This window comes from Treponema primitia (assembly GCF_046533075.1).
Lineage (GTDB): Bacteria > Spirochaetota > Spirochaetia > Treponematales > Breznakiellaceae > Termitinema > Termitinema primitia_B.
On sequence record NZ_JAJQRB010000002.1, the window covers coordinates 1 to 21,152 of the forward strand.

Below are 21,152 nucleotides of genomic sequence, written 5' to 3' on the forward strand. Positions count from 1 at the left end.
GGGATAAAATGGGCAAGAAAAGTCGAAAAAGTCGAAGGGGGGGGGGGGGGGGGGGGGGGGGTAAACGAAATTGCGACGGTCATTGGGTTATCAGGGACTGGTTTTTTAACGGGAGTTTTCATAGGATTCTCCTTTTGCATTGTCGGTCTTTATAGCTTAGGCCATCCAGGAAAGCCTGCTTAGGTCCTTTAGGGCCTAAGCTTCTCCAGGATTGCCGATTTAGGGGGGCTATGTCAATAGGCCGGGAAGGTACCCGTTTTACGGCATAACCCTGCTTACTCCCCTGCCCGGCAGTGTGATCCTGCGCTTACCCCAAAATGGTTTAAAAGAATTGTTTCCGCTTCCGCATTCCATAGTCCCTGGTTGGCGGCGCAGCTTTTATGCAGTTCAGCAAAGAGCGGTTCCTTTTCACCGAGTTTTTCAAAATCCGCAAGGGCGGTTAAGGGCATATTGATATGGGTGTAGGTAACGATTTTTCCCGCCCGTAAATCCGGCAGATTCATCACCGAAGATGCAACGGCGTCAAGACCGCATATATGGGTTACCATGACCGCCGGGCGTATTTTCTTTTCCGAGGACAGCCTCAGCGCTTCCTTAAGATCTTCGGTGTTGCCGCCGGTGCTTCCCAGGATGTGTGTGCTGGTATAATGGCAGTTATAGAGGTTCATCATGGCGGAAAAGTTTTTATCCGAAGGGCCGGCAAAAAAATTAAGGCAGCCGTCAAAAGCCATAAGCCTGTCTCCTAATTCCGCAAGTTCCCGGATAGGGACATAGACAAATACATCGTCGTAGCCCTTACCGCCGGTGATATCCATAAGAGTTTTATACTGATCGTCAAAATTACGGGGATTTACATAGTACAGTTCAACACCCTGTTTTTTTGCCAGTTCAGGTGAGATAAGTTTTTTTGCCCGTTCAAGGCGGCCGTCATCAACATCGGTAACAATTATTCTGCCTGGCTTATTACCGCCGTACAGGGGATACTCAACCGCCCCAAGCCCCATGGGACCGGCCCCGCCGAGGATAAGCACATTACCCCCTTCTTTGATATCCATGGCATGACCGTAATTCTGCTTGTTGGTGTGGTACATAATATGGTAGCCGCCTATGATACAGCTTACCGGTTCGGCCAGGGATGCATAGAAGTAGGCGTCCCCGCTATAATGAAGGAGGCAGCCTAATTCCATTACCTCATGGGGAAGAATACAATATGTAGCATCCCCGCCAAAAAATTCATAAGAATAGCCCGGGGAGGCTAAGCTTCCCTTGTAATTAAGAGCGGGCTGTTGGGCAAATTTTTCACCCACCTTGAATTCCCCGCTCCATTTTGAACCGACCTTTACGATATCCCCGGCAAATTCATGGCCGATGATAATAGGATTGGTATCCACATTCTGCGGACAGCGTTTGTGTTTTTTCCCCTGTTTCGTAAGCTTGTACGTGGACATACAGATGCTGTCGCTGATTATTTTAACGAGAATCTCATCATCCTTTATTTCAGAAAGTTCAAATTCTTCCAAACGAAGATCGTCCGCTCCGTAGAGTCTGACCGCTTTTATTTTCTGTCCCATGATATACTCCCTTAATTAATTTTTTGCAGTTTGACTTGCTTTAAAAGTTCATTTACCAGATCCGGTGAAGGCGGCCTGGTGCCTTCGGTCGTACAGGCGCCCGCGGAGGCGGCCATGGCCAGGGCGAAACACGCTTCGGCGCCGAGGCCTTTCTCAAAACCATATACCAGGGCGCCTACCATGCTGTCCCCGGCGCCGACGCTTGATTGTACCTTCACCGGAAGCGCAGGGCTTCGCCAGGTACCCTGGGGATTTACAAAAAGCGCTCCCTCCGGCCCCATGGACAGGCATACCAGACTGACCCCCCGTTCAAGTAACTGTTTGCAGAGCTGAATTAAAACCGTTTCGGAAGTCTCCCTGTCCTCCATGTTGAATAACTTTAGGAGTTCAAAGCGGTTTGGTTTAATAAAATCCGGAACTTCCGTCCCGATCGATGTAAGGGCTTTTTCCAACGCTTCGCCATCGGCATCCAAGAATACCGCCGCTCCGTTTTTCCGCAGCAGGGCGCAAAGTTTCTTATAGGTGTCTTTTTGTAAACCCCTGGGGAGACTTCCGGAAAGAACAAAAAAATTTCCCTTGGTTCCAAAACCCAGTAATTTTTTTTCCAGGGCCTCATATTCTTCTGCCGTTATTTCCGGTCCCGGTTCGTTTAATTCGGTTAAGGAGCCCCCTTTATCAACAAGCTTAAGATTGGTACGGGTCACCGATGCGATCCGCACAAAGTCATGGGCCAGTCCCTGTCCTGCAATCCGCGCCAGGAGTTCATCCCCGGCGCCGCCGCCTGCAAAACCGGCAGCCATGCTGTTACCCCCCAGGGTCTGAATCATGGCGGACACATTTACTCCCTTGCCCCCGGCGTCAAGACGTACATCCTCAAGGCGGTTCAGGCTGTTGGGCCGCATTACATCTACCCTGGCGGTCTTATCCAGCGCAGGATTTAAGCTTACCGTAATGATCATGAGGGTTCTCCGCAGAGCATAACATACATATCATCAACCGTACCTTCCCTGACAAGCTTTTTGACGTCATCGCCGGTTTCAAGCTTATCCACCACATTTCCCATGATATCAAGGTGTTCGTCCCCCTTGGCGGCAATACCGATTACGAGGTAAACGACTGTTCCCTGCCAGTCTATGCCCTCGGGAAAGGCAAGCGCTACAATACCGGTGGAAATAATATCGACCTTATAGGCTTCCTCTCCGTGGGGCAGGGCAATATGGTTGCCGATGCAGGTGGTAAAAGAATTATCCCGTTTGATCATTCCTTCGATATAATGTTCAGCGGCATATCCCGAATCTACCAGCATCCTTCCGCAGCGGCGTATAACGTCTTCCCGATCCGCCTTTGGCTGATTCATCAAAAGGTTTTCCTTTTTAAGCATTTCCATAGTAAACTCCTATTTCTTCAGTTTTTCTTTACTGTATTGGGTAAGGGTATCGGAAATTTCCGCTTCCAATAACGCCCTAATTACCTTTTCATTACCCTCCCGGATCGCATCGAGAAAAGCCGGGACATCAATAAGGGCGCTTGATATGCCGCCCATCAATTCAGTTATTTCTGCGGATGTCTTTTCGGGCAGGAGCATGACGACACAGCTTTTTGCGTTTTTAAAATAATCGGACTTGAATTTTTTCCCATTTGGTTCAATCACCGCAAACACCGGCTGTGTCACCGCAGCACTGCGGGTATGGAGTAATACAATCTGCAGATCGGGAATTACCTGGGTGGAAATATTTTCCCGTTCCATAAAACCGTTATAAACAGACTCCCTGTCTTCGGGAGCAAAATGGGCGGCGGCAAAACGAGAAAGCTCCCCAAAACTGCAGTCGTCATTTATTTTCTCAACCCTAAACCCATCAAGCAGCGCCCGGGTCTGTCTGAAGATATCTTCAAGTAGTACAAGCTGTTCGCCAAGGGATTGATTTGCCCTTTGAGTAACCATTCCCCGCTCAACGAAGGCATTAGTATTGATTGTATTTTGAATCTGCTGATAGTTTTCTTCCTGAAGGATTGGCTGGATTAAAACCACCGGCTTTCCGGTACCTTCCAGGGGAATCGTTGAAATAATAAAATCGGCCTTTTCCCAGGATTCCTTGTCATCCCAGCCGCAGACATCAAGTTCCAGTTGTCCGACAAAACGTTTGCGTATCTGCGCAGCTACCATATAGGACATTCCTATGCCGGCGACACATACAACCCCTGCCCGGAGTATCCGTTTCCTGATGTTTTTCTCCCCAAGAGAGGAAAGGGCGGAGAGAAAATGTATCTCGATATAGGTGACTTCATTCACCGGAACTTTAAATCCAAGGTATTCTTCCAGGACTTTAACGGCGGCACAGGTTTTTTGAAAGGCCTCAGGGTAATTGTGTATCAATTCTTCCTGAAGTGGGTTGGGATCATCCAAACCTTCCTTCAATCTCGTTAAGGCCGATCCTAAATGTCTGCCGAGGAGTTGTACCAGTTTCTCATTTGTTTTGAGAACCGCAGCTTTGGACGGATCAAAGCGATCTATCATTTTTAAAGTCAGTGTCCGGATTAGTTCCCGCTGTTCAACGGAACCTGTTTCTACGGGGCTTTCCTGTTTGGCCCGGCAGGCCTGTATCCGGGAAGCCAGTCCCTGTATTTCCGCATTACCGCAGTTTATTAAAAAACAGTTGGAAATATCATTTACCAATGTAAATGCAAGTTTTATCTGATAATCACCCTGGCTTTTGTTTTCACAGCTCAGCAATTTTCCTGCGCAAAAACGTTTTACCATCACCATCAGATAGACGGCAATCATGGCATAGGATTCGGCGGTCATCCATTCAAGCGTATCTCTGCGGCGTTTCAGGATCTCCCCTATTCCCTGTTCGATTTCATTGCCGGGAAAGGCAAAGGCCGCGGTATAGGATTTAGCTCCCGTATCGCCGTCGGTGACAATACGGCTCACCAGGGCGGCCCGTATTGCTTCCTCGGTCCCTTCGGGCATTACCCCAAGGCCGCTTTTCCTGGTAAGCCGTATGCCGTGCCGCTTAAACCAGGGTTCTAACTCATTAAGATCATTACTGATGGTTGATTCGCTGACCTTGAGCCGTTCGGCATAATAAAAAAGTTTTTGTATTTCTCCCGAGTTGGCAAGAATTTCGATCACCAGCAGCAAGAGACGTTCCCGCTTTGAATCCGGCTGGAGACCATAATCGGCAAGTGCGGCGCGTATTCTTTCCCGCGCCTCTTCACCGCCCGAAAACGAGATACCCCTTCCGGGAATGGAAATAAGCTCCGCCTGAAAAGAAGTCAGAACGAGGTCCGCGGTTTCCAGTTCCCGAAAGATCGTGCGGCGGCTTGTTTCCAGCATTGACGCCAAGACGTCCACCTTTACCGGCTCCTTAGCATCGTTCAATATTTCCAAGAGCCGTGCAAACCGCGCCGAAATCCCTGCCAATACCATTTTATAAATTGGACGCCAGGAAAGTTTTTGCCGCTTCTATTGCCGCAGCCTCATCTTCACCTTCTGCGGTCAGCGTAAAGGTCTGCCCGCATTTGAGCCGCATTTTCATGATGCCGATAAGCTGTTTTGCATTGGCGCTCTGTTCATCCTTTTTAATGGTGATATTACTTTTAAAAGCCAACATCTGCTTGGCTAGAAGACCCGCGGGTCGTGCATGAATCCCATTGGGATCGCTTATGGTGTGGGTGAATTGCTGCATACTACTCCCTTCCTTATTTTTTCAAACCGGCAATAAGTTCCTCGTACTCAGGAGCGCCGAGGAAATCCGTAATCGTTACAAGACGCGCCCTTGGGTTAGCGTCATGAGCCCGTCCGCCTAATTCCTTATGGCAGACAATAATATCCGCATCCGCCGGGACTTCACTTACCGGGGAATGTACCACGGTAATTTCGGTAAACCCCGCAGCCAGTATTTTCTTGCGCAGTTTTGTTGCGCCCATGGCGCTTGAACCCATACCTGCGTCACAGGCAAAGACTATTTTTTTGACCTTTATAGGGGAAGTATTCGTATTTTCCCAGGAAGTTTTTATTTCGTCAACACCGACGCCCTTTGATTCAGCCTTGTTCGCCTTGACCTTCGCCTGCGTCGCTTCAAGATCCGCTTCATCCTTTCCGAAAACCTTAAGCAGCGCCATGGAGAGTACAAAAGATACGGCGCCGCCCACCAGGATACCCAGGATATTGGGGATATATGCTCCTTTGGGGGTCATCATCAGTTCCGCAAAAATTGATCCGGGAGAAGCCGGCGCAATCAGGCCGCCCTTGAAAATACTTAAGGTAAGTACCCCGGAGAAGCCGCCGCCAATCATGGCGAGGATAAGTACGGGATTCATCAGCACATAGGGGAAATAGATCTCATGTATACCGCCAAAGAAATGAATTAGTACTGCTCCGGGAGCGCTGCTTTTGGCGCTGCCCTTCCCTACGAGACTGTAGGCCAGGAGAAGTCCCAGACCGGGACCGGGGTTTGACTCGATCATGTAATAAATAGATCTGCCCATGGCTTCCGCCTGCTGGGCGCCCAGGGGTGTAAAGACCCCGTGGTTTATCGCGTTATTGAGGAAAAGAATCTTTGCAGGTTCAACAAGGACTGAGGCAAAGGGTAAAAGATTGTGACCCACCAGCCAGCCGACACCGGCGCCCAAGGCATTGGTAATTGCTTCCGCAATAGGTCCGATACCGAGATAACAGATGATCGAAAGAATAGCGCCGATAATTCCCGCAGAAAAATTATTGACAAGCATTTCAAACCCTGCGGGAACGCGGCCGTCAACCAACTCGTCAAATTTTTTAACACAATAACCGCCTAAGGGACCGGCAATCATAGCGCCCAGAAACATAGGAATACCGGCGCCCATGATAACGCCGATGGTTGCAATGGAACCAACCACACCGCCCCGGACGCCGCCCCCGGTCAGCTTACCGCCGGTATACCCTATCAGGAGGGGTAATAAATACGAAAGCATCGGCCCTACCATCGCCCCCAGTTTTTCATTGGGAATCCAGCCCGTAGGGATGAAGAGGGCGGTGATGAGCCCCCATGCGATAAATGCTCCCAGATTCGGCATGACCATAGCGCTTAGTGAGCGCCCAACTTTTTGAACAGCCTGTTTCATTGCAACCTCCATATATTTTCGTCTGATTTGATCCTAACAGAGAAAATTCGGGATTGCAAGAAAAACACCATTAGATTTGGCACAGGAAGGGGGCGCCAAAATTGGACAGAGTTCCTGAACTACGGCAAAACCCGCTTCCGGTCCCTGGGGAACAGGCTCGCTTCCTTTACGTTTGCCAGTCCTAGTATTTTCTGGGTGAGCCGTTCGCAGCCTATGGCGAAGCCGCCGTGGGGAGGACAGCCGTATTTTAAAAGGGTTATATAATTCTCCATATCTTCCGGTTTTAGACCAAAACGGGGGAGTACCTCCAGGAAGGCGTTGTAGTCATGCTGGCGTTTCCCGCCGGTGGTAATCTCCAGGCCGCGGAACAGACAGTCGAAGCTCATGGTGGAGCTTGCCTTACCGTCCCCCAAATCCAGGGGGTAGGTATAGAAGGGCCGGTGCCGGCGGGGGAACTGGTTTACAAAGATAAGCTCTATACCGTGTTCCCGGCCGGCCCAGGTACAGAGGAACCGTTCAGCTTCAGGATTGATGTCGAAGATTTTTCCGCCCCCGCCCTTACTTTTCGCAGCCTCGGAAGTGGCGATTTTCATAGCCTCGTCGTAGGGAACCGTGGGGGCTTTGGAAACCAGGGCAGGGTCGGGAACCGTGGAGTTCCAGGCGGCCACATCATTACTGTTTTTGCGGATCACTTCCTCAAAAACATTGGACAGGACTCCCTTTTCAAGTTCTATCAAATCTTTTTCCGATTCAATGAACCCCATCTCCACATCCAGGGAAACATATTCGTTCAGGTGCCGGGGGGTATCGTGTTTTTCCGCCCGGTATGCCGGGGCAATTTCGAAGACCCGCTCCAGGCCGCTGGCAACCATGGTCTCCTTATAGTACTGGGGGGACTGGGCCAGGCAAACCTTCCGGTCAAAATATTCCACCTCGAAAAGTTCGGTACCCCCCTCGGTACCCCCCGCCACAAGCTTGCTGGTTTTTATTTCCGTAAAATCCTGGCCACGCAGGTATGCCGCAAAGGCTTCAATGATGGTTGCCTGGACCTTAAAAATGGAGCGGATTTTCGGATTCCGCAGGGATAGTGTGCGGTTATCAAGGATTGATTCCAGCCCGATCTTGGCAAGATCCCCGTTCACCTGGTAGGGCAGGTCGGGGGCGGCCCGGCTGATGATTTCCAGGGATGTCACCCGCAGTTCCGTTCCGCCCGGAGCTTTTTCGTTCAGCGCAGGGATGCCCCGCGCCCGGATCACCGATTCCAGGGTCAGGCTGGGTTTTTCGGTATCTTGTAATACAAGCTGTAATACACCGGAACGGTCCCGGAGTATCACAAAGGTGATACCCCCCAGTTCCCGGATACGGTGGACCCAGCCGGAGACTTCCGCTTCTCCGGTAAGCTTGCCTTCCAATATGTCCTTCGCGAGTGTACGCACAATTCCTCCTATGCAATTTACAGCATAATTAAAGAATTTTAACCGCAAAGGCACAGAAGGCGAAGAAGGAGGGGGGGAATTTGAGATTTTCCTTTTTCGCCTTCTGCGCCCTCGCGGTCTATATTTCTGGTTTAAATATATCAGATTATTATCTTTACCGATAGTATATTGTAATAATTACGGCTGAAGTAATTTTTCCACCTGGGGTCCGACTATTTTCGGGTCCGCCCGTCCGCCGGTGGCGGCAAGCGCCTTGCCTACCAGGTACGCCCTGAGGGTGTTGGCCCGCTTGGGGTTCCCGCCGCTTAGGAGGGAGCGGAGTTCTTCCACCGTGACCTGTTCGGCGGCAAATACGGTCTGCACAATCCCGGCGATCTTTGCGGGGTCAACGATCTGCTCCCAGCCCCGTTCCTTGATGATGTCCGCGGGGTCCTTGTCTTCGGCGAGAACCGCTTCCAGGGTCTGCTTGCCGTTTTTGCTTGAAACGGTTCCTTTGGCGATAAGGACCAGCAGCGATGCTAAGCGCTGGGGCGTCAGCTTGAAGGAACCGAATTCCGAAGCTGATATCCCGTCCCGGTGGAGTATGTGTTTGATGTCCGTAAGGAGCCAGTTGGCGATCCGCCCCGCAGCATCAGTGTTTTCCAGCCCCTGGCTGCGGGCTTGTTTGACCGCAGCTTCGAAATAATCGGCCTGGGCCTTTTCTTCGCAGATAAGGTCCGCCTGTTCTTCCGTAAGGCCGTAGTCCGCTTCAAAGCGGCGCTGCCGTTTGAGGGGGAGTTCGGTTAAAGCCTCCTCCACGGATTTGAGGAACGCCGCATCCGGGGTAAAGACCGGGAGATCCGGTTCGGGGAAAAAGCGGTAGTCCTTGGCGTTTTCCTTGGTCCGCATGATGGCGGTCTCGTCCCGGTTTTCGTTCCAGAGCCGGGTTTCCTGGGTCACTTCCTTTCCCGCATCCAGCAGTTCCCCCTGGCGGACGATTTCGTATTCCAGCCCCAGCCGCACGAAGCGGGAGGAGTTGAGGTTTTTAATCTCCACCTTTTTCCCCAGCCCCTTGCCGGGAAGGTTGATAGAAACGTTGGCGTCCGCCCTAAGGCTGCCCTCTTCCATGTTGCCGTCGCAGACCCCCAGATAGCGGACGGTACGGCGCAGCTGCTGGATAAAAAGTTCCGCCTCCTCTCCGGTTTCCATGTCCGGCTCGGTGACGATCTCCAGGAGGGATACCCCGGCGCGGTTATAGTCCAGGAGAGACGCAGTTCCGGTGTGGATCATCTTCCCCGCATCTTCTTCCAGGTGACACTCGGTGATCCGCACCCGTTTTTTGATCACCCCTTCCCGGCCCTTGCCTTCAATATCCACCCAGCCCTTCTGTCCCAGGGGGGAGGCGAACTGGGAAATCTGGTAGTTCTTGGTCATGTCGGGATAGAAATACTGTTTCCGCTCAAACCAGGTTTTTTCGGGGATACTGCAATTGAGGGATTTGGCAACCATGCAGCCCATGCGCATTGCTTCAATGTTCAGCGCCGGGAGGACCCCGGGGTAGCCCATGCATACCGGACAGACATTCGTGTTGGGTTCATCCCCAAAGGCGGAACGGCAGCCGCAGAATACCTTTGTTTTAGTCAGCAGGTGGATATGGACCTCAAGGCCGATAAAGGATTGATATTTCATAATTAGCTCCAGAATTTTTGGTATCCCGCAGGATGGGGGAAGGGGTGGCTGGCCTCGTAGCTTTCCACGATATCCAGGAGGGTTCCTTCGGCAAAGGCCCGGCCTATAAGCTGGACCCCCACGGGAAGACCGCCCTCAACGCTTGCCGGGAAGGCCAGGGCGGGAAGCCCCGCTAAGTTGGCGCAGCAGGTATAAAGATCCGCCGCCTTCTGGGCGAAGGGCGTAAGGTTGCCCGGCCCCCGGCCAAAGGCCCTGGTGGGGAACACCGGAAGGAGTATGGCCTCACAATGATGCGCCGCATCCACAGTATTGGTGAGCGAGTAATCCGAACCGCCCAGGTAGGACTCGAAGTTCCGCCTGATGCCCCCCCGGATACGCTGTGCCCGGAGGTAGTACCGGTCCTGAAAACCGGATCGCAGTACGAAGGTTCCCAGGAGTATCCTGAGCTTAACCTCCGCCCCAAAGCCCGCGTCCCGGGCCTTGTCGATCAGGTCATCGGGGTTTTCCGCCCAGTCCGGCCGCTGCCCGTAACGTATGCTGTCGAACCGGGCCAGGTTGGCGCTGGCTTCGGCGGTAGCAATGGTGTAGTAGGCGGGGACCCCATATTTAAGGCTGGGGAGCTCCACATCCAGGAGGGTATGTCCCAAAGCCTTGAGCCTGGTTTTGGCAAGCTCGAAACCCCGGGCAACCTCGTCCTCAAGCACCGCCGCTTCCGCCGCAGCCCGGAGAGCCGCTTCTTTATCCCCTTCGCTTACCCCTGTCTCGGAAGCGAGGGCTTTGGCGATGGCTTCCGGGGAAAGCACACCAATAGTGCGCGGAACAGTTTTACTGTGGGTATCGCCGTATAAGGCGGGGGCGCCTTGGGGGGCGTCCTGGGAGGTCTGATCCAGAGGGTCCCCGCCGCGGATGGCGGCAAAAACCGCCCGGCACCGTTCCGTGGTATCCGCCAGGATGCCGATGGATTCCAGGCTTGAGGCGTAGGCCACCAGGCCGAACCGGGATACCGCGCCGTAGGTAGGCTTAAGCCCCACCACCCCGCAGAAAGCGGCCGGCTGGCGGATGGAGCCTCCGGTGTCGGAACCCAGGGCGTAGGGGACAAGCCCGGCGGACACCGCTGCAGCGGACCCCCCGGAAGAGCCTCCGGCCACCCGGCTCTGGTCCCAGGGGTTGTTGGTCCGCTTGATGGCGGAGTTATCCGTGGAGGACCCCATACCGAATTCGTCCATGTTAGTCTTGCCGATAACCGCCCCCCCAAGGGCTTCCAGTTTCTGTACCGCCGTGGCGGTATAGGGGGATTTTGTGTGTTCCAGGAGTTTGGAGCCGCAGCTTATGGAAAAGTCTTTCACGGCGATATTGTCCTTTACCGCAAAGGGAAGATCCTTCAGGGCGTTTTCCGGGGCAGGCGCCGATGGTACGGCGGCTTTGCTTTCACCCGAAAATTCGATAAAGGCGCCGATTTTTTCTTCCCAGGTCTTGAAATATGGTAAATAGCCTTCCGGCAATGATGTTGCCATGTACTCCTCCGTCAGGGTATGGATTTCGGATAATCGGGATAGCGGAGAACGCGATTCCTACAGAACGTTGGGAATCACGATAAACCGGCCGTCCTTATCGCCCGCATTATTTATCAGGGGTTCGGAAACTAAGGTTTCGCCGTTCGGGGGAGTATCGGACCGGAAATGATCCGCCAGGACGGTCCGTGTCATACCGGTCATCTGGGGCGCCGCCGTTTTGTCCGTACCGCCATCGGCAAAGGCCGCGGGGTCCTTGTCCGCCGCTTCCATGGCGGCAAAAAACCCAAGCATCTGCTCAAAGGCGGGAAACGCGGCGGCCAGCTCTGTTTCACCCATATTGAGATGGGCAAGCTGGGCAGTTACCTGTAAATCTTCGATTTTCATGGGGTGATCTTTGCATATCGGGGTGTTTTATGTCAAGTATATGGTATATTTATACAAAAAGGCGAAGCGAGGCTTATACGGTTCAATTCGTACCGGGTGTCATCGTAGAAAAAGAAAAGAAAATATGAGTATAGTCAAACCAGTGGATCACTTAGATAAAACCATCATTGGCAAGCCGGAACCATGGCTTATAGCAGCGGCAGCGGAGATAGACCTTGATTTCTCCGCGTTTAGCCATGTACTTACCAACGAGCTTAAAAACCACGCCCTCAAGCGACACGGAGACCCTGCAATCAGCGGAGCGGCGGCTATAGTACCGAAAGACTGATGTATCCAGGGCAGCTATTCTGGACAAAAAAATAGCTGCCGGAGGCCATCCCGACGGTTAGGCGGAACCCGTTAGGGTGCATCACCCGGAGGCAGCCAATTCCTCCCCTTTGCTATACTTTATAGTATCGTCCTAAAAGACCGCGCCGTCAAGTACCCGATATACCAGGGTAACCGAAAAGGTTTGCTTCTCTCTAAAAATTCAGTATCTTTTAAGTGTTATGAAATGTTTCTGTTTTGTTAAGAATTTCGTTGTTCCGTTTTTTGGTATTGTTTTTCCGGTCAGTACGCTTCTTTTGTCGGCCTGTAATTCTCATATGGATGCAAATTCCCCCGGGTCCCATGAATCACCCGAAAATCCCGTGCTTCCCCCTGAAAACCCGACGCCTCCTCCCACACCTGAAACCCCCGTGCTTCCTCCTGTTGCTGTAACAAGTCCTGTTATATGGTTTGTGTCAGATTCGGATGTTCCGCAGGGTGATCCTGCGGGGAAAGCGCAAACCGTCAAGGAAGGTTTAAACCAGATACGGTCGGCCCATAAGAGGGGCGCCTTTGCGGGAAACAGGAAGGCGCTTATGGTGATTACCGGAACTATCAATGCGGCGGCGGAAGCGCCCCTCTCCAATAACAGTTTGGTAAGCATCAGCGGCGCCGGAAACTACCCGCCCCTGATTCTCCGGGGCGGCAGTTCCGGGGGAGTTCTGGACGGGGAAAATCAGGCCCGGGTTCTCAATGTAACAAACAATACCGTTACTATTGCTGAGGGGCTTAGTCTGACCAGGGGCAATTCAAAAGCCCACAATGAAAACTATGGCGGCGGCGTGTACCTCGAACAATCGGCCCTTACCATGACCGGGGGAAGCATCAGTGATTGTACCGCCGAGTATGGGTCCGGGGTCTTTATCTTTGAAGACAAACAGAGCCTTCACAGTTCCTTCAACATGACCGGAGGAACCATCAGCGGCGGGTCCGGCTCGGCGGTATATGTTGACCAACATTGCTCCTTTACCTTATCCGGTGCCGGGCTTATCACCGGGAACGGAACCGACGGTAGTACCATGGCAGGAGGCGGAGTACAGATAGAAGGGTATGGAAAATTTGTCATGGACGGTGGAACCATACGGGGCAATAAGGCGTCCGCAACAGGCGGCGGCGTAAACGTAACGGCCTTCGCCGCCTTCACCATGAACGGAGGGATCATCACCGAAAACACCGCCCCCGCTAAGGGCGGAAGCGGAGTCTTTGTATCACAATACGGCGCGGTTTTTACGAAGAACGGAGGAACCGTGAGCGGGAATTTTGGAGCGCCGGATATCGAAACCTAGTTTCGCATTAGAGTCAAATCCGATAAGTAGATGCTTGCTGTCTGTTCCACGGTACCCTTGTGCTCTTCTCTTGCCTTCTTCCCTCTGTTTTCCCTATACTTATACGTGGAGGTTCCTCATGACCATACGAAAAACCATAGATATTCCGACGAACCGGGAAGTGCATTTTGACATTGTTTTGCCGGAAACCATGCCCTGCGGTAAGCGGGAAGTTATACTGGAGTTTCCCCAGGAAACGCCTAAAACCGGGAAACCACAGACCAAAGGTCCGGCAAAATCCTTGCGGGGCATCCTGAAAGGCAGAGGCATTACCGGCGAAGAATTCGAGGAAATGCAGCGCGAGGACTTGTTGACATTCTAATCATTATCATAGAATAATAAAACTATTGAAATCTCCGGGAGGCAAAAAATGCACGTATATCAACCCATCAATAATCTCAATTCCATGGTAAAAGCCTCCGCTAAAGCCTGAACAAAGCGACATAGCTGATCCGGATTTTACGGAGAATCTTTTACCCCACAGTCTAAATATATCCTCAGTTTTATAAGCAGGGGATCTTTTCTCAATCTTATAGGAGTTATCCTTGGAAGAAATAGTGTTATCCATTTCTTCGGGTAATGGGCCCGAAGAATGCGCGCATGCGGCGGCTTTTACCATGCAGGCCATGGTAAAAGAAATTAATGAGCTTGCCCGCAGTGGGACCGATATTGCCGCTGCGGTTGAAGAAACGGAAGAATCCCGGGTTGCGGGAAATATCCGTTCAGGGTTACTAAGGGTTACCGGAAAAGGGGCTGCGGGTTTCGCCGAGTCCTGGACCGGCAGTATTCAGTGGGTATGGCGCAGCGCGTACCGGCCGCACCATAAGCGGAACAATTGGTTTGTTTCGGTTAAACCCTACTACGAACTGGAATGGGGTAAGGCCATCCGTGTTTATGACGGGGACAGTTTACAATTACTACGGAGGAGAAATTATGAGTAAACCAATAACAGTTACGGGTAAATATAACCAGGCTATCGTCTATGCCAAAGCTATTGAAGCAAATTGCGAAGACAAGATACGGCAATTTCTTGACCACCCGGTTTTTGCTGATACCAAGGTCAGGATAATGCCCGATGTCCATATCGGGAAGGGCACGGTGATCGGTTTTACCGCAAGCCGGGGGGCGGTGATTGGGCCCGCGATAATTGGCGTTGATATAGGGTGCGGCGTTACTGCCTGCAACCTGGGGCGGGGAAAGATCCGCTTTGATAAACTGGACGCCTTTATCAGGAAAAATATTCCCGCCGGCATGGGAGTCCATTCCTCATTACACGAAAAATTTGACTATATGGTTTCGTTTATTGCCGAGAGAGAAGGCATAGCCGCTAATCCCACTGATATTACAAACGCTGTTGGGAAGCTCTGTGAGAAGCAGAACCATTCCCCTGAACGGGTATTCGCTTCCCTGGGGACCCTGGGTGGCGGCAATCATTTTATTGAAATCGACCTTGACGAGGACCATAACCGGTGGCTCCTGATCCATTCGGGTTCCCGCATTTTCGGCGCCCGGACGGCGGAGTATCACGAAATCATGGCTCTCCGGGAAACCTCTGAGGAAAGCCCGATCAAATACCTTGCGGGCAGTTTTGCTGAGGACTATTACGCCGATATGGTTATTGTTCAGGGTTACGCAAAACTCAACCGGGCGCTTATAGCGGAAACGATTGCGGAAGGTTTTTTCAAGGAGGGTTTTGCGTCCCTGGAATACATCGACAGTGTTCATAACTATATTGACTTTCCTGCATCCATAATCCGCAAGGGGGCTATTTCCGCGCAAAAGGACGAGAAGGTAGTAATCCCCTTCTCCATGTCCGAAGGGGCCATTATCGGCAGGGGCAAGGGAAACCCTGAATGGAATTATTCTGCGCCCCACGGTTCGGGGAGAAAAATATCCCGTTCCCAGGCACGGAAGGGGCTTTCCCTGGATGAGTACCGGAAAGAAATGCGCAGCGTATGGTCAAGCGTGATTGGCAAGGACACCCTGGAAGAAAGCCCCATGGCGTATAAACGTCCCCGGGATGTGCTTGAGTATATCGGCGAGACGGTTGATGTTGAGCACCGACTAAAGCCGGTGTACAATTTTAAGGCGGAGGAGGATTAATGGAGGCGCAACTTGCAACGGAGTTTCCCGCGCAGTACCTATGTCAGGAAACCCTTTTCCACTCTTTCTTCACATTCTTCGCGATAAAATCATCACAGAGCTCCATGATTTGTTTTTCATCACTTGAGATGCACAGGCCAGAAGATGCTCGGAAAATTCATAATACGCAGGCGACCTGAGATCCATAATGTACCCGGGAGACCTGAAAACAAGCAGGCAAAACTGGTCCGCATCCCTTTTTCCGTGAGCCGTTCCCGCACAGCGCCGAATTGAAGCGGGTCCAGAAGTTCCCTGATCCGCTTGATTTAGGCCGCTTCCTTTTCATGGTAAAAAAGTTCTTTCGCAACAATTGTGCCCGCCGGGACAAGGTCCCGTTTTTTTAGTATCCGGGTTTCCTTAAGCTCAACTTCGGTACATATCCCGCAGATACTCCACATCCCGCAGGATGGTACGGCGGTTCACCTCGGTCCTGGCTGCTAAAACCGAAGCGTTGGGATAGCGCCCGGAATGGATCATTTCATCAATAACGAGTATACGGTTTATCCGGACTTTTTTTTCAAATTGGTGGGACGGCATAGGCACTCTTTGTCTTTACAGTGTATACCATATTCAGAGTGACTTCTAATGTCATAGTAGGCTGTTTTAGCGGGAGTCCTTAGCCTGTTTTTTCCATTCTTCGATCGTTGATTCTACATATTTACGCAAAGTATTAAAATATTTTTCTCGTTCACTAAATTTATAATTAACATGATCTTTATTCCATAAGAAAGTTTTATTAATCTTATCGGAAGTGTGTTCTCTGCCGAGCCATTTTTCGGAAATAGTATCAAATTTTCTGTTTGCTTCAGCGATAAGCGCGATAGTATTTTTTTCTATAAATGCCCGATCGCTTTCTTTAGATGATTCGTCATTAATGCTGATAACAACAATACCTAATTTTGCAACATAGTCAGAAACTTTCTTTTCAATAGCAGTTTCCTTGTTTTTCAATTCGTCATTTTTAGGATTCTTCTTTCCTTTCCATGTATCACATTTTGATTTTTGGTCTTCGATGATCGCTATTCCAACATCTTTTCTAAATGAAGAAGCTCGATGATTTCCATAACCTTCATCAGTACCTTTATGTTGTTTTAATCTTTCCCATAAAGTTACTTTTGAATTTTTTCTAATCTGGTGTGTGCCAATACGCACAATCCTGGGACAAAATCCCGTATATTTATCAGTTTCATCAAAATCAAGTATAAAATAAACGCCTTTTTCCGGCCAGTACATTTTTCCATCACAATCTTTGAAAATTCTTATACCGCCAGCATTTTCAACAATTTGGTTAAGAATGCCATACAGTTTTTTTACATCATTTATTAAATCGGCATTCTTTGCATTAGAAGACGATAAACTGTCCATTTCTGTAAATTTCATGCGATTTCCTTCCCAAGAATTAAACTAAATATACATACCTTATTTTCTTGGTTTTGTCAAGCCATTATTCCTCTAAATAATTCCTCTCGCCTTGTACGATTTTCGCTTCATTTAAATCCAATAACGGAATTATATAGTTACGTATAATTTTAGTTAATCGGGCATTCTTCTGTTCCAGGCTTCTATCAAACAGTCCCAGTGATTGAGGCCTAGTTTATTTGAATCATTTGCCCACTTGTAGATTCGGTTTGAATACCCGTCAGGTAATTCACTTCTATAAGGAATAACGTCATTTGAGTGCTCCGGTTTTTGAACTGTTATTTCAATTTCACCGACAGGGTTTTTATTAGTATCATAAATATGGGCATGAGCGGGTAATTCTTTATTACCTAATTCCCCATGTTCATCCGTAGAGCGAATTTCAATTATTAGCCCATATCCATCGCTCTTTTTACAAGGATAGGACATTTCCTGCAAATGACCTAACTTTTTTTCCTCTAAGACCCTTTTCATATCACTATCGCCCTTATAATAATTCGGAATTATATAGTTATGTATATACCGTCGACAGTTTAAGGAGTATTTAATATTGTTTGGGCATTATCTGTATAAATTACTTTTAATTGAATAGTTTTCATTTGGGCCTTAATTATAGCATCCATCCGTTTTGTCTGTTCAATATACTGAGTATACCATTTCGTTACCCACTCCGTTGGGGTAACCGGATCTTCAAGACTCAAATAGAACTCATATCTTTGGATAATGAATTGAATATCAATGATAATAGAGCAGATCGTAGGGTCGGCTTCTTCTTGAATCATAATAGATTTACCTGATTGGTATTGCTGAATTTTTACAGTAACATCATCTAATGCTTCTTGTAAATCAGCTAATATTTGTTGGAAATCTGTATCAGCTTCCCGAAGCCGGAATTTCAATTGATGCTCTGCTGCAGATAATTTGGTGAATACAGACACCTGAGATGCCCCTGAAAGATCTGGTAAACTCAAAGAACACAATTTACGAAATAATTGATGGCAGGTATGAAAAGCTGCCTGTATGTCCGAATAGGTTACGGGGGATTGTTGGGCTTCAATTAATACTCTTTTCATATCAATATCCTTTTAAACAATATGCATTCTTTTCGTATAATGGTCGTTTCATACTAACAATATACCCTCCATCCCCAAATTAGTTAACATTTCACGCTACTTTTTATAAACTTATAAAGACATGTACGAAAAATTATAAGCAAGCCATTTTCTCTGCATTGGGAACTCCCATCCGGATTTTTCACATTTGGTTCCTGGAGAAATTCAAATTCGCTCCAAGTTGTAACCGCATCATCTAACCTGGCAAACGCCCAAAATCGATACTGAGGATACTGCCGCACAAGGTGGATTGTTTTTTTAAATTTACCTTTTCTTGTTGAAATAACTAACATCGAATCAGCAGTTATATGGCGATTAAATTCAGCATAATTTTTTGAAAATATAATAGGCACTTGGTAATTTTCGATTTTATTAGCTTTCCTGAAAAGCGCTGCTTCATGCCTGCCAAGCCAACAAACTATTACACTGTAAGTCGGGGGAACATTAAGGGAAGCACAGCAGAGCGCCTTGTAAAACTCATGGGGAAAGGCCTTGTAATTCACATGGGGAAGGGCAAGGCCGTTTTGTTTTACCGCCGTAAGGCAGAGGTCGAATGTTTTGTATTCATCGGGAATATATTGTAGCGCTGTTCCGTCATTCCTCACGGCAATTTCGTAGAGTTCCCGCGTTTTAAGCGCCTCCGGTACAAAGTTTAATGCGTAGCCGTACTTTCTTACCGCCAGGGCGCATAACTCGAATGTTTTGAGCAGTTCGGGCACATGTTCGAGCGCGCTGTTTGCATTTTTAACCGCCGCTAAACAGAGTTCTGCCGTCCGCAGGGGTTGAGGTACATATTGCAGCGCATTGCCGTCTACCTTGACGGCGGCAAGGCATAATGCGGCGTTAAAAAAACGCTCATTAATGTATTCAAGCGCAGAACCATCGGTTTGTACGGCGAGCAGACACAGCTTTTTGGTTTTAAGCGGTTCCGGTACATATTGTAGTGCCCATCCACTACTTTTAACGGCTTGGTAACAGAGCTCCTGAGTTTTAAACATTTCGGGAACAAACTGCAAAGCTTTTCCGTCTGCGACAACCGCATCCACGCAGAGTTCCCGGGTCTTGAGTTCCACAGAGACATGTTTAAGTTCCATACCTTGTATCTGAACCGCTTTACGGTAAAAATCCGGAGTTTTGAATTCACTGCGTATGTCCCTCAAGACACTGTTATTAGGGCAATTCTCCAGGATTTTAAGAAAAAGCCCCTCACTTTGCACGTTATCCGGCAAGTACGACAAGCAATAAAGCCAACCCTCTCCTTTGTGATTTGCCGCCACAAAATAGAGTTCTTCCGTTTTTAGATGCTCCGGCACATACCGAATCGCACTGGGCTGATTCTCCACGGCGATATAACACAATTCGCGGGTACGTAAGTGGAGTGGAACAAATTGCAAGGCATAGCCATTCCCATTTATCGCCAGCTCGCACAGTTCTTTTGTTTTAAGCGCCTCCGGTACATAAGCCAGATTAAAACTTGATATCCTTATCGCCGATAAGCAGAACTCGGACGTTTTAAACGAATCGGGTATATCAGAAAGCACAGTATTGGTACGTTGTAACGCGGTTACACAGAGTTCAAAGGTTTTAAGTTCTTCAGGAACATATTCAAGCACATTACCACCTGCCCTGACTGCTTCCATGCAGAAGTCATAGGTTTTAAAATTATCGGGTATTTTGTAGAAGTCATAGGCTACAAAATTATTGGGTAGGGTAGATTTCCAAATTTTTCTTTGTACCACCTTTAGGCAGAACTCGTAGGTTTTTAACCTGTCCGGGATGTCATCCAGATCGCAGGAGTTTTTTACCGCCGTAAGACAGACAGCTTCTGTTTTGAACGCTTCAGGCACGTATTTCAGGGCAAATCCATGATTTTGAACAGCCGCAATGCATAGTTCCTCAGTGATAAGCGTTTCCGGTACATATTCGAGGTTATAACCACCTGCCATTACCGCCATGAGGCACATTTCCGCTGTTTTAAGCTGTTCGGGGACATAGCGCAGTGCATAAGACGCTTTTTGTACCGCCAGTACGCAGAGCTCAGATGTTTTAAGCGCCTCAGTTACGTATTCCAGCGCTCCCCCGTTCATTGCTACCGCCAGACGACAGAGTTCAGGGGTTTTATCCGTCTCTGGTATTGAGCAAAGGGCTTCGCCGTTTTTCTGAATCGCCTCAAGATAAAATGCCCTATTTTTTAATGAGTCCGGCACAAATTGCAGGGCTCTCCCCTCATTTTTTATCGCCATAAGGCACAGTTCCGGTGTTTTAAATTTTTCGGGAACGTAGTTAAGTGCAGTCCGTATTCCGCCACTACTATCAACTGAATCGGGGTCAGGTATCAATTTAAAGGATACGGCGGCAAAACATAACTCGAACGTTTTAAACGCTTCCGGCAAATATTTAAGCATATGGCCGCTCTTGGCCGCCTCAATACAGATTTCCCGAGTTCTGTACGCCTCCGGTACAAACCGAAACGAATCCAGATCTTTTTTTACCGCATATTTGCAGAGTTCCTCTGCCCGCAATTCCACCGGCACATATTGCAGCCCGGGGCAAAAAAAGTCATTGATCGCAAATCGGCACAGATCCGGGGTTATAAACCTTTCGGGTACAAATTGAAGCGCGTAGGAGCTATCCTTTACCGCCAAGGTACAAAGCTCCGCCGTTTTGAGCGCCTCGTCCACAAATTCAAGGGAGTATCCGCCGTTTTGAACCGCAACAAGGCATAAGTCCATTGTTTTAAGCGCATGGGGTACAAAAAAAAGTAGAGAAGGGTTACGCTCAATCGCCCTGACCCAAAAAGCCTCAGTTTGGGGTTTCGCCGTCAGACGCTTTCCATCCGCCAAACTGCACGCAGCTTCCTCCGCTTCGGCCTCGCTGTCAAAGACGCCGGTCTCTATATTGTACCTGCTACCGGGGATGATGGAAAACATGAAATGTGGATTGAAAGGCTCATCATTACACCAGGACAGAGCACGGAATGTTTTTCCGCTGGTACACACCGCCAAAAACGATCCATCCACAAATTCAAAATAGTCCTTCATATAGTCTCCTTTACATTGTTCTTATTGAACAGGCCAAACGGAACCCCATATCAAGATGTAGCTTCAAA

20 protein-coding genes are annotated in these 21,152 nt (G+C 49.3%); 5 read left to right on the plus strand and 15 right to left on the minus strand.

The genetic code is table 11. The annotated features are described in order from the left end of the window. Positions 1–275 precede the first annotated feature (275 nt). The 10 genes from LQZ19_RS00310 to LQZ19_RS00355 all read right to left on the minus strand — a co-directional run bounded on the left by LQZ19_RS00310 (position 276) and on the right by LQZ19_RS00355 (position 11,679). Positions 276–1,571, minus strand: coding sequence for a zinc-binding dehydrogenase (locus tag LQZ19_RS00310; RefSeq protein WP_411045630.1), 1,296 nt, complete (start codon positions 1,569–1,571; stop codon positions 276–278). Between the two features lie 11 nt (positions 1,572–1,582). After that, on the minus strand, positions 1,583–2,530 hold the full coding sequence (gene pfkB / locus LQZ19_RS00315; protein ID WP_411045631.1) for a 1-phosphofructokinase: 948 nt from the start codon (positions 2,528–2,530) through the stop codon (positions 1,583–1,585). After that, the gene (locus tag LQZ19_RS00320) at positions 2,527–2,958 is read right to left on the minus strand and encodes a PTS mannitol transporter subunit IIA (RefSeq protein WP_411045632.1); all 432 of its coding nucleotides are present in this window, start codon (positions 2,956–2,958) and stop codon (positions 2,527–2,529) included. Before LQZ19_RS00320 ends, pfkB begins: the two co-directional genes overlap by 4 nt. 9 nt (positions 2,959–2,967) lie before the next feature. Continuing rightward, positions 2,968–5,001, minus strand: a complete 2,034-nt coding sequence (locus LQZ19_RS00325) for a BglG family transcription antiterminator (RefSeq protein ID WP_411045633.1) — start codon at positions 4,999–5,001, stop codon at positions 2,968–2,970. A gap of 1 nt (position 5,002) precedes the next feature. Continuing rightward, positions 5,003–5,260, minus strand: a complete 258-nt coding sequence (locus LQZ19_RS00330) for an HPr family phosphocarrier protein (RefSeq protein ID WP_411045634.1) — start codon at positions 5,258–5,260, stop codon at positions 5,003–5,005. A 13-nt stretch (positions 5,261–5,273) separates the two neighbouring features. Continuing rightward, the gene (locus tag LQZ19_RS00335; RefSeq protein WP_411045635.1) at positions 5,274–6,677 is read right to left on the minus strand and encodes a PTS mannitol transporter subunit IIBC; all 1,404 of its coding nucleotides are present in this window, start codon (positions 6,675–6,677) and stop codon (positions 5,274–5,276) included. 119 nt (positions 6,678–6,796) lie between these two features. After that, positions 6,797–8,113: an aspartate--tRNA(Asn) ligase gene (gene aspS / locus LQZ19_RS00340; protein WP_411045636.1), complete on the minus strand. Its 1,317-nt coding sequence runs from the start codon at positions 8,111–8,113 to the stop codon at positions 6,797–6,799. A 177-nt stretch (positions 8,114–8,290) separates the two neighbouring features. Beyond that, on the minus strand, positions 8,291–9,781 hold the full coding sequence (gene gatB / locus LQZ19_RS00345; RefSeq protein WP_411045637.1) for an Asp-tRNA(Asn)/Glu-tRNA(Gln) amidotransferase subunit GatB: 1,491 nt from the start codon (positions 9,779–9,781) through the stop codon (positions 8,291–8,293). A gap of 2 nt (positions 9,782–9,783) precedes the next feature. Beyond that, entirely contained in the window at positions 9,784–11,295 is a 1,512-nt protein-coding gene (locus tag LQZ19_RS00350) for an amidase family protein (protein WP_411045638.1), read from the minus strand. Between the two features lie 57 nt (positions 11,296–11,352). Beyond that, a complete protein-coding gene (locus LQZ19_RS00355) occupies positions 11,353–11,679 on the minus strand; it encodes an Asp-tRNA(Asn)/Glu-tRNA(Gln) amidotransferase subunit GatC (protein ID WP_411045639.1) in 327 nt (108 codons plus the stop codon). 142 nt (positions 11,680–11,821) lie between these two features. On the opposite strand from LQZ19_RS00355, the gene LQZ19_RS00360 reads away from it, so the two are divergent. From LQZ19_RS00360 to LQZ19_RS00380, 5 genes are all read left to right on the plus strand, one after another. Beyond that, entirely contained in the window at positions 11,822–12,007 is a 186-nt protein-coding gene (locus LQZ19_RS00360; RefSeq protein WP_411045640.1) for a hypothetical protein, read from the plus strand. 451 nt (positions 12,008–12,458) lie between these two features. Then, entirely contained in the window at positions 12,459–13,331 is an 873-nt protein-coding gene (locus LQZ19_RS00365; RefSeq protein WP_411045641.1) for a hypothetical protein, read from the plus strand. 118 nt (positions 13,332–13,449) lie between these two features. Beyond that, positions 13,450–13,692: a hypothetical protein gene (locus LQZ19_RS00370; RefSeq protein WP_411045642.1), complete on the plus strand. Its 243-nt coding sequence runs from the start codon at positions 13,450–13,452 to the stop codon at positions 13,690–13,692. Positions 13,693–13,915: 223 nt separating this feature from the next. Next, a complete protein-coding gene (locus tag LQZ19_RS00375) occupies positions 13,916–14,311 on the plus strand; it encodes a hypothetical protein (protein ID WP_411045643.1) in 396 nt (131 codons plus the stop codon). Beyond that, a complete protein-coding gene (locus LQZ19_RS00380) occupies positions 14,304–15,473 on the plus strand; it encodes an RtcB family protein (RefSeq protein WP_411045644.1) in 1,170 nt (389 codons plus the stop codon). The genes LQZ19_RS00375 and LQZ19_RS00380 overlap by 8 nt, the downstream gene beginning before the upstream one ends. Positions 15,474–15,875: 402 nt before the next feature. On the opposite strand, the gene LQZ19_RS00385 is transcribed toward LQZ19_RS00380, so the two are convergent. From LQZ19_RS00385 to LQZ19_RS00405, 5 genes are all read right to left on the minus strand, one after another. Beyond that, positions 15,876–16,049 carry a hypothetical protein gene (locus LQZ19_RS00385; protein WP_411045645.1) on the minus strand — a complete coding sequence of 58 codons (174 nt, stop codon included), beginning with the start codon at positions 16,047–16,049 and terminating at the stop codon, positions 15,876–15,878. A 66-nt stretch (positions 16,050–16,115) separates the two neighbouring features. Continuing rightward, entirely contained in the window at positions 16,116–16,892 is a 777-nt protein-coding gene (locus LQZ19_RS00390) for a GIY-YIG domain-containing protein (protein WP_411045646.1), read from the minus strand. A 153-nt stretch (positions 16,893–17,045) separates the two neighbouring features. Further along, on the minus strand, positions 17,046–17,405 hold the full coding sequence (locus tag LQZ19_RS00395; RefSeq protein ID WP_411045647.1) for a hypothetical protein: 360 nt from the start codon (positions 17,403–17,405) through the stop codon (positions 17,046–17,048). Positions 17,406–17,464: 59 nt separating this feature from the next. Next, positions 17,465–18,004: a hypothetical protein gene (locus LQZ19_RS00400; protein ID WP_411045648.1), complete on the minus strand. Its 540-nt coding sequence runs from the start codon at positions 18,002–18,004 to the stop codon at positions 17,465–17,467. 83 nt (positions 18,005–18,087) lie between these two features. Further along, positions 18,088–21,084 carry a DUF4116 domain-containing protein gene (locus LQZ19_RS00405; RefSeq protein WP_411045649.1) on the minus strand — a complete coding sequence of 999 codons (2,997 nt, stop codon included), beginning with the start codon at positions 21,082–21,084 and terminating at the stop codon, positions 18,088–18,090. Between the last annotated feature and the right edge of the window lie 68 nt (positions 21,085–21,152).

Excerpts from the sequence above, each read along its gene's own strand:
- LQZ19_RS00310 (WP_411045630.1), bottom strand. The coding sequence starts at position 1,571 with ATGGGACAGAAAATAAAAGCGGTCAGACTCTACGGAGCGGACGATCTT.
- pfkB (WP_411045631.1), bottom strand. The coding sequence starts at position 2,530 with ATGATCATTACGGTAAGCTTAAATCCTGCGCTGGATAAGACCGCCAGG.
- LQZ19_RS00320 (WP_411045632.1), bottom strand. The coding sequence starts at position 2,958 with ATGGAAATGCTTAAAAAGGAAAACCTTTTGATGAATCAGCCAAAGGCG.
- LQZ19_RS00325 (WP_411045633.1), bottom strand. The coding sequence starts at position 5,001 with ATGGTATTGGCAGGGATTTCGGCGCGGTTTGCACGGCTCTTGGAAATA.
- LQZ19_RS00330 (WP_411045634.1), bottom strand. The coding sequence starts at position 5,260 with ATGCAGCAATTCACCCACACCATAAGCGATCCCAATGGGATTCATGCA.
- LQZ19_RS00335 (WP_411045635.1), bottom strand. The coding sequence starts at position 6,677 with ATGAAACAGGCTGTTCAAAAAGTTGGGCGCTCACTAAGCGCTATGGTC.
- gatB (WP_411045637.1), bottom strand. The coding sequence starts at position 9,781 with ATGAAATATCAATCCTTTATCGGCCTTGAGGTCCATATCCACCTGCTG.
- LQZ19_RS00350 (WP_411045638.1), bottom strand. The coding sequence starts at position 11,295 with ATGGCAACATCATTGCCGGAAGGCTATTTACCATATTTCAAGACCTGG.
- LQZ19_RS00355 (WP_411045639.1), bottom strand. The coding sequence starts at position 11,679 with ATGAAAATCGAAGATTTACAGGTAACTGCCCAGCTTGCCCATCTCAAT.
- LQZ19_RS00370 (WP_411045642.1), top strand. The coding sequence starts at position 13,450 with ATGACCATACGAAAAACCATAGATATTCCGACGAACCGGGAAGTGCAT.
- LQZ19_RS00380 (WP_411045644.1), top strand. The coding sequence starts at position 14,304 with ATGAGTAAACCAATAACAGTTACGGGTAAATATAACCAGGCTATCGTC.
- LQZ19_RS00385 (WP_411045645.1), bottom strand. The coding sequence starts at position 16,049 with ATGCCGTCCCACCAATTTGAAAAAAAAGTCCGGATAAACCGTATACTC.
- LQZ19_RS00390 (WP_411045646.1), bottom strand. The coding sequence starts at position 16,892 with ATGAAATTTACAGAAATGGACAGTTTATCGTCTTCTAATGCAAAGAAT.
- LQZ19_RS00395 (WP_411045647.1), bottom strand. The coding sequence starts at position 17,405 with ATGAAAAGGGTCTTAGAGGAAAAAAAGTTAGGTCATTTGCAGGAAATG.
- LQZ19_RS00400 (WP_411045648.1), bottom strand. The coding sequence starts at position 18,004 with ATGAAAAGAGTATTAATTGAAGCCCAACAATCCCCCGTAACCTATTCG.
- LQZ19_RS00405 (WP_411045649.1), bottom strand. The coding sequence starts at position 21,084 with ATGAAGGACTATTTTGAATTTGTGGATGGATCGTTTTTGGCGGTGTGT.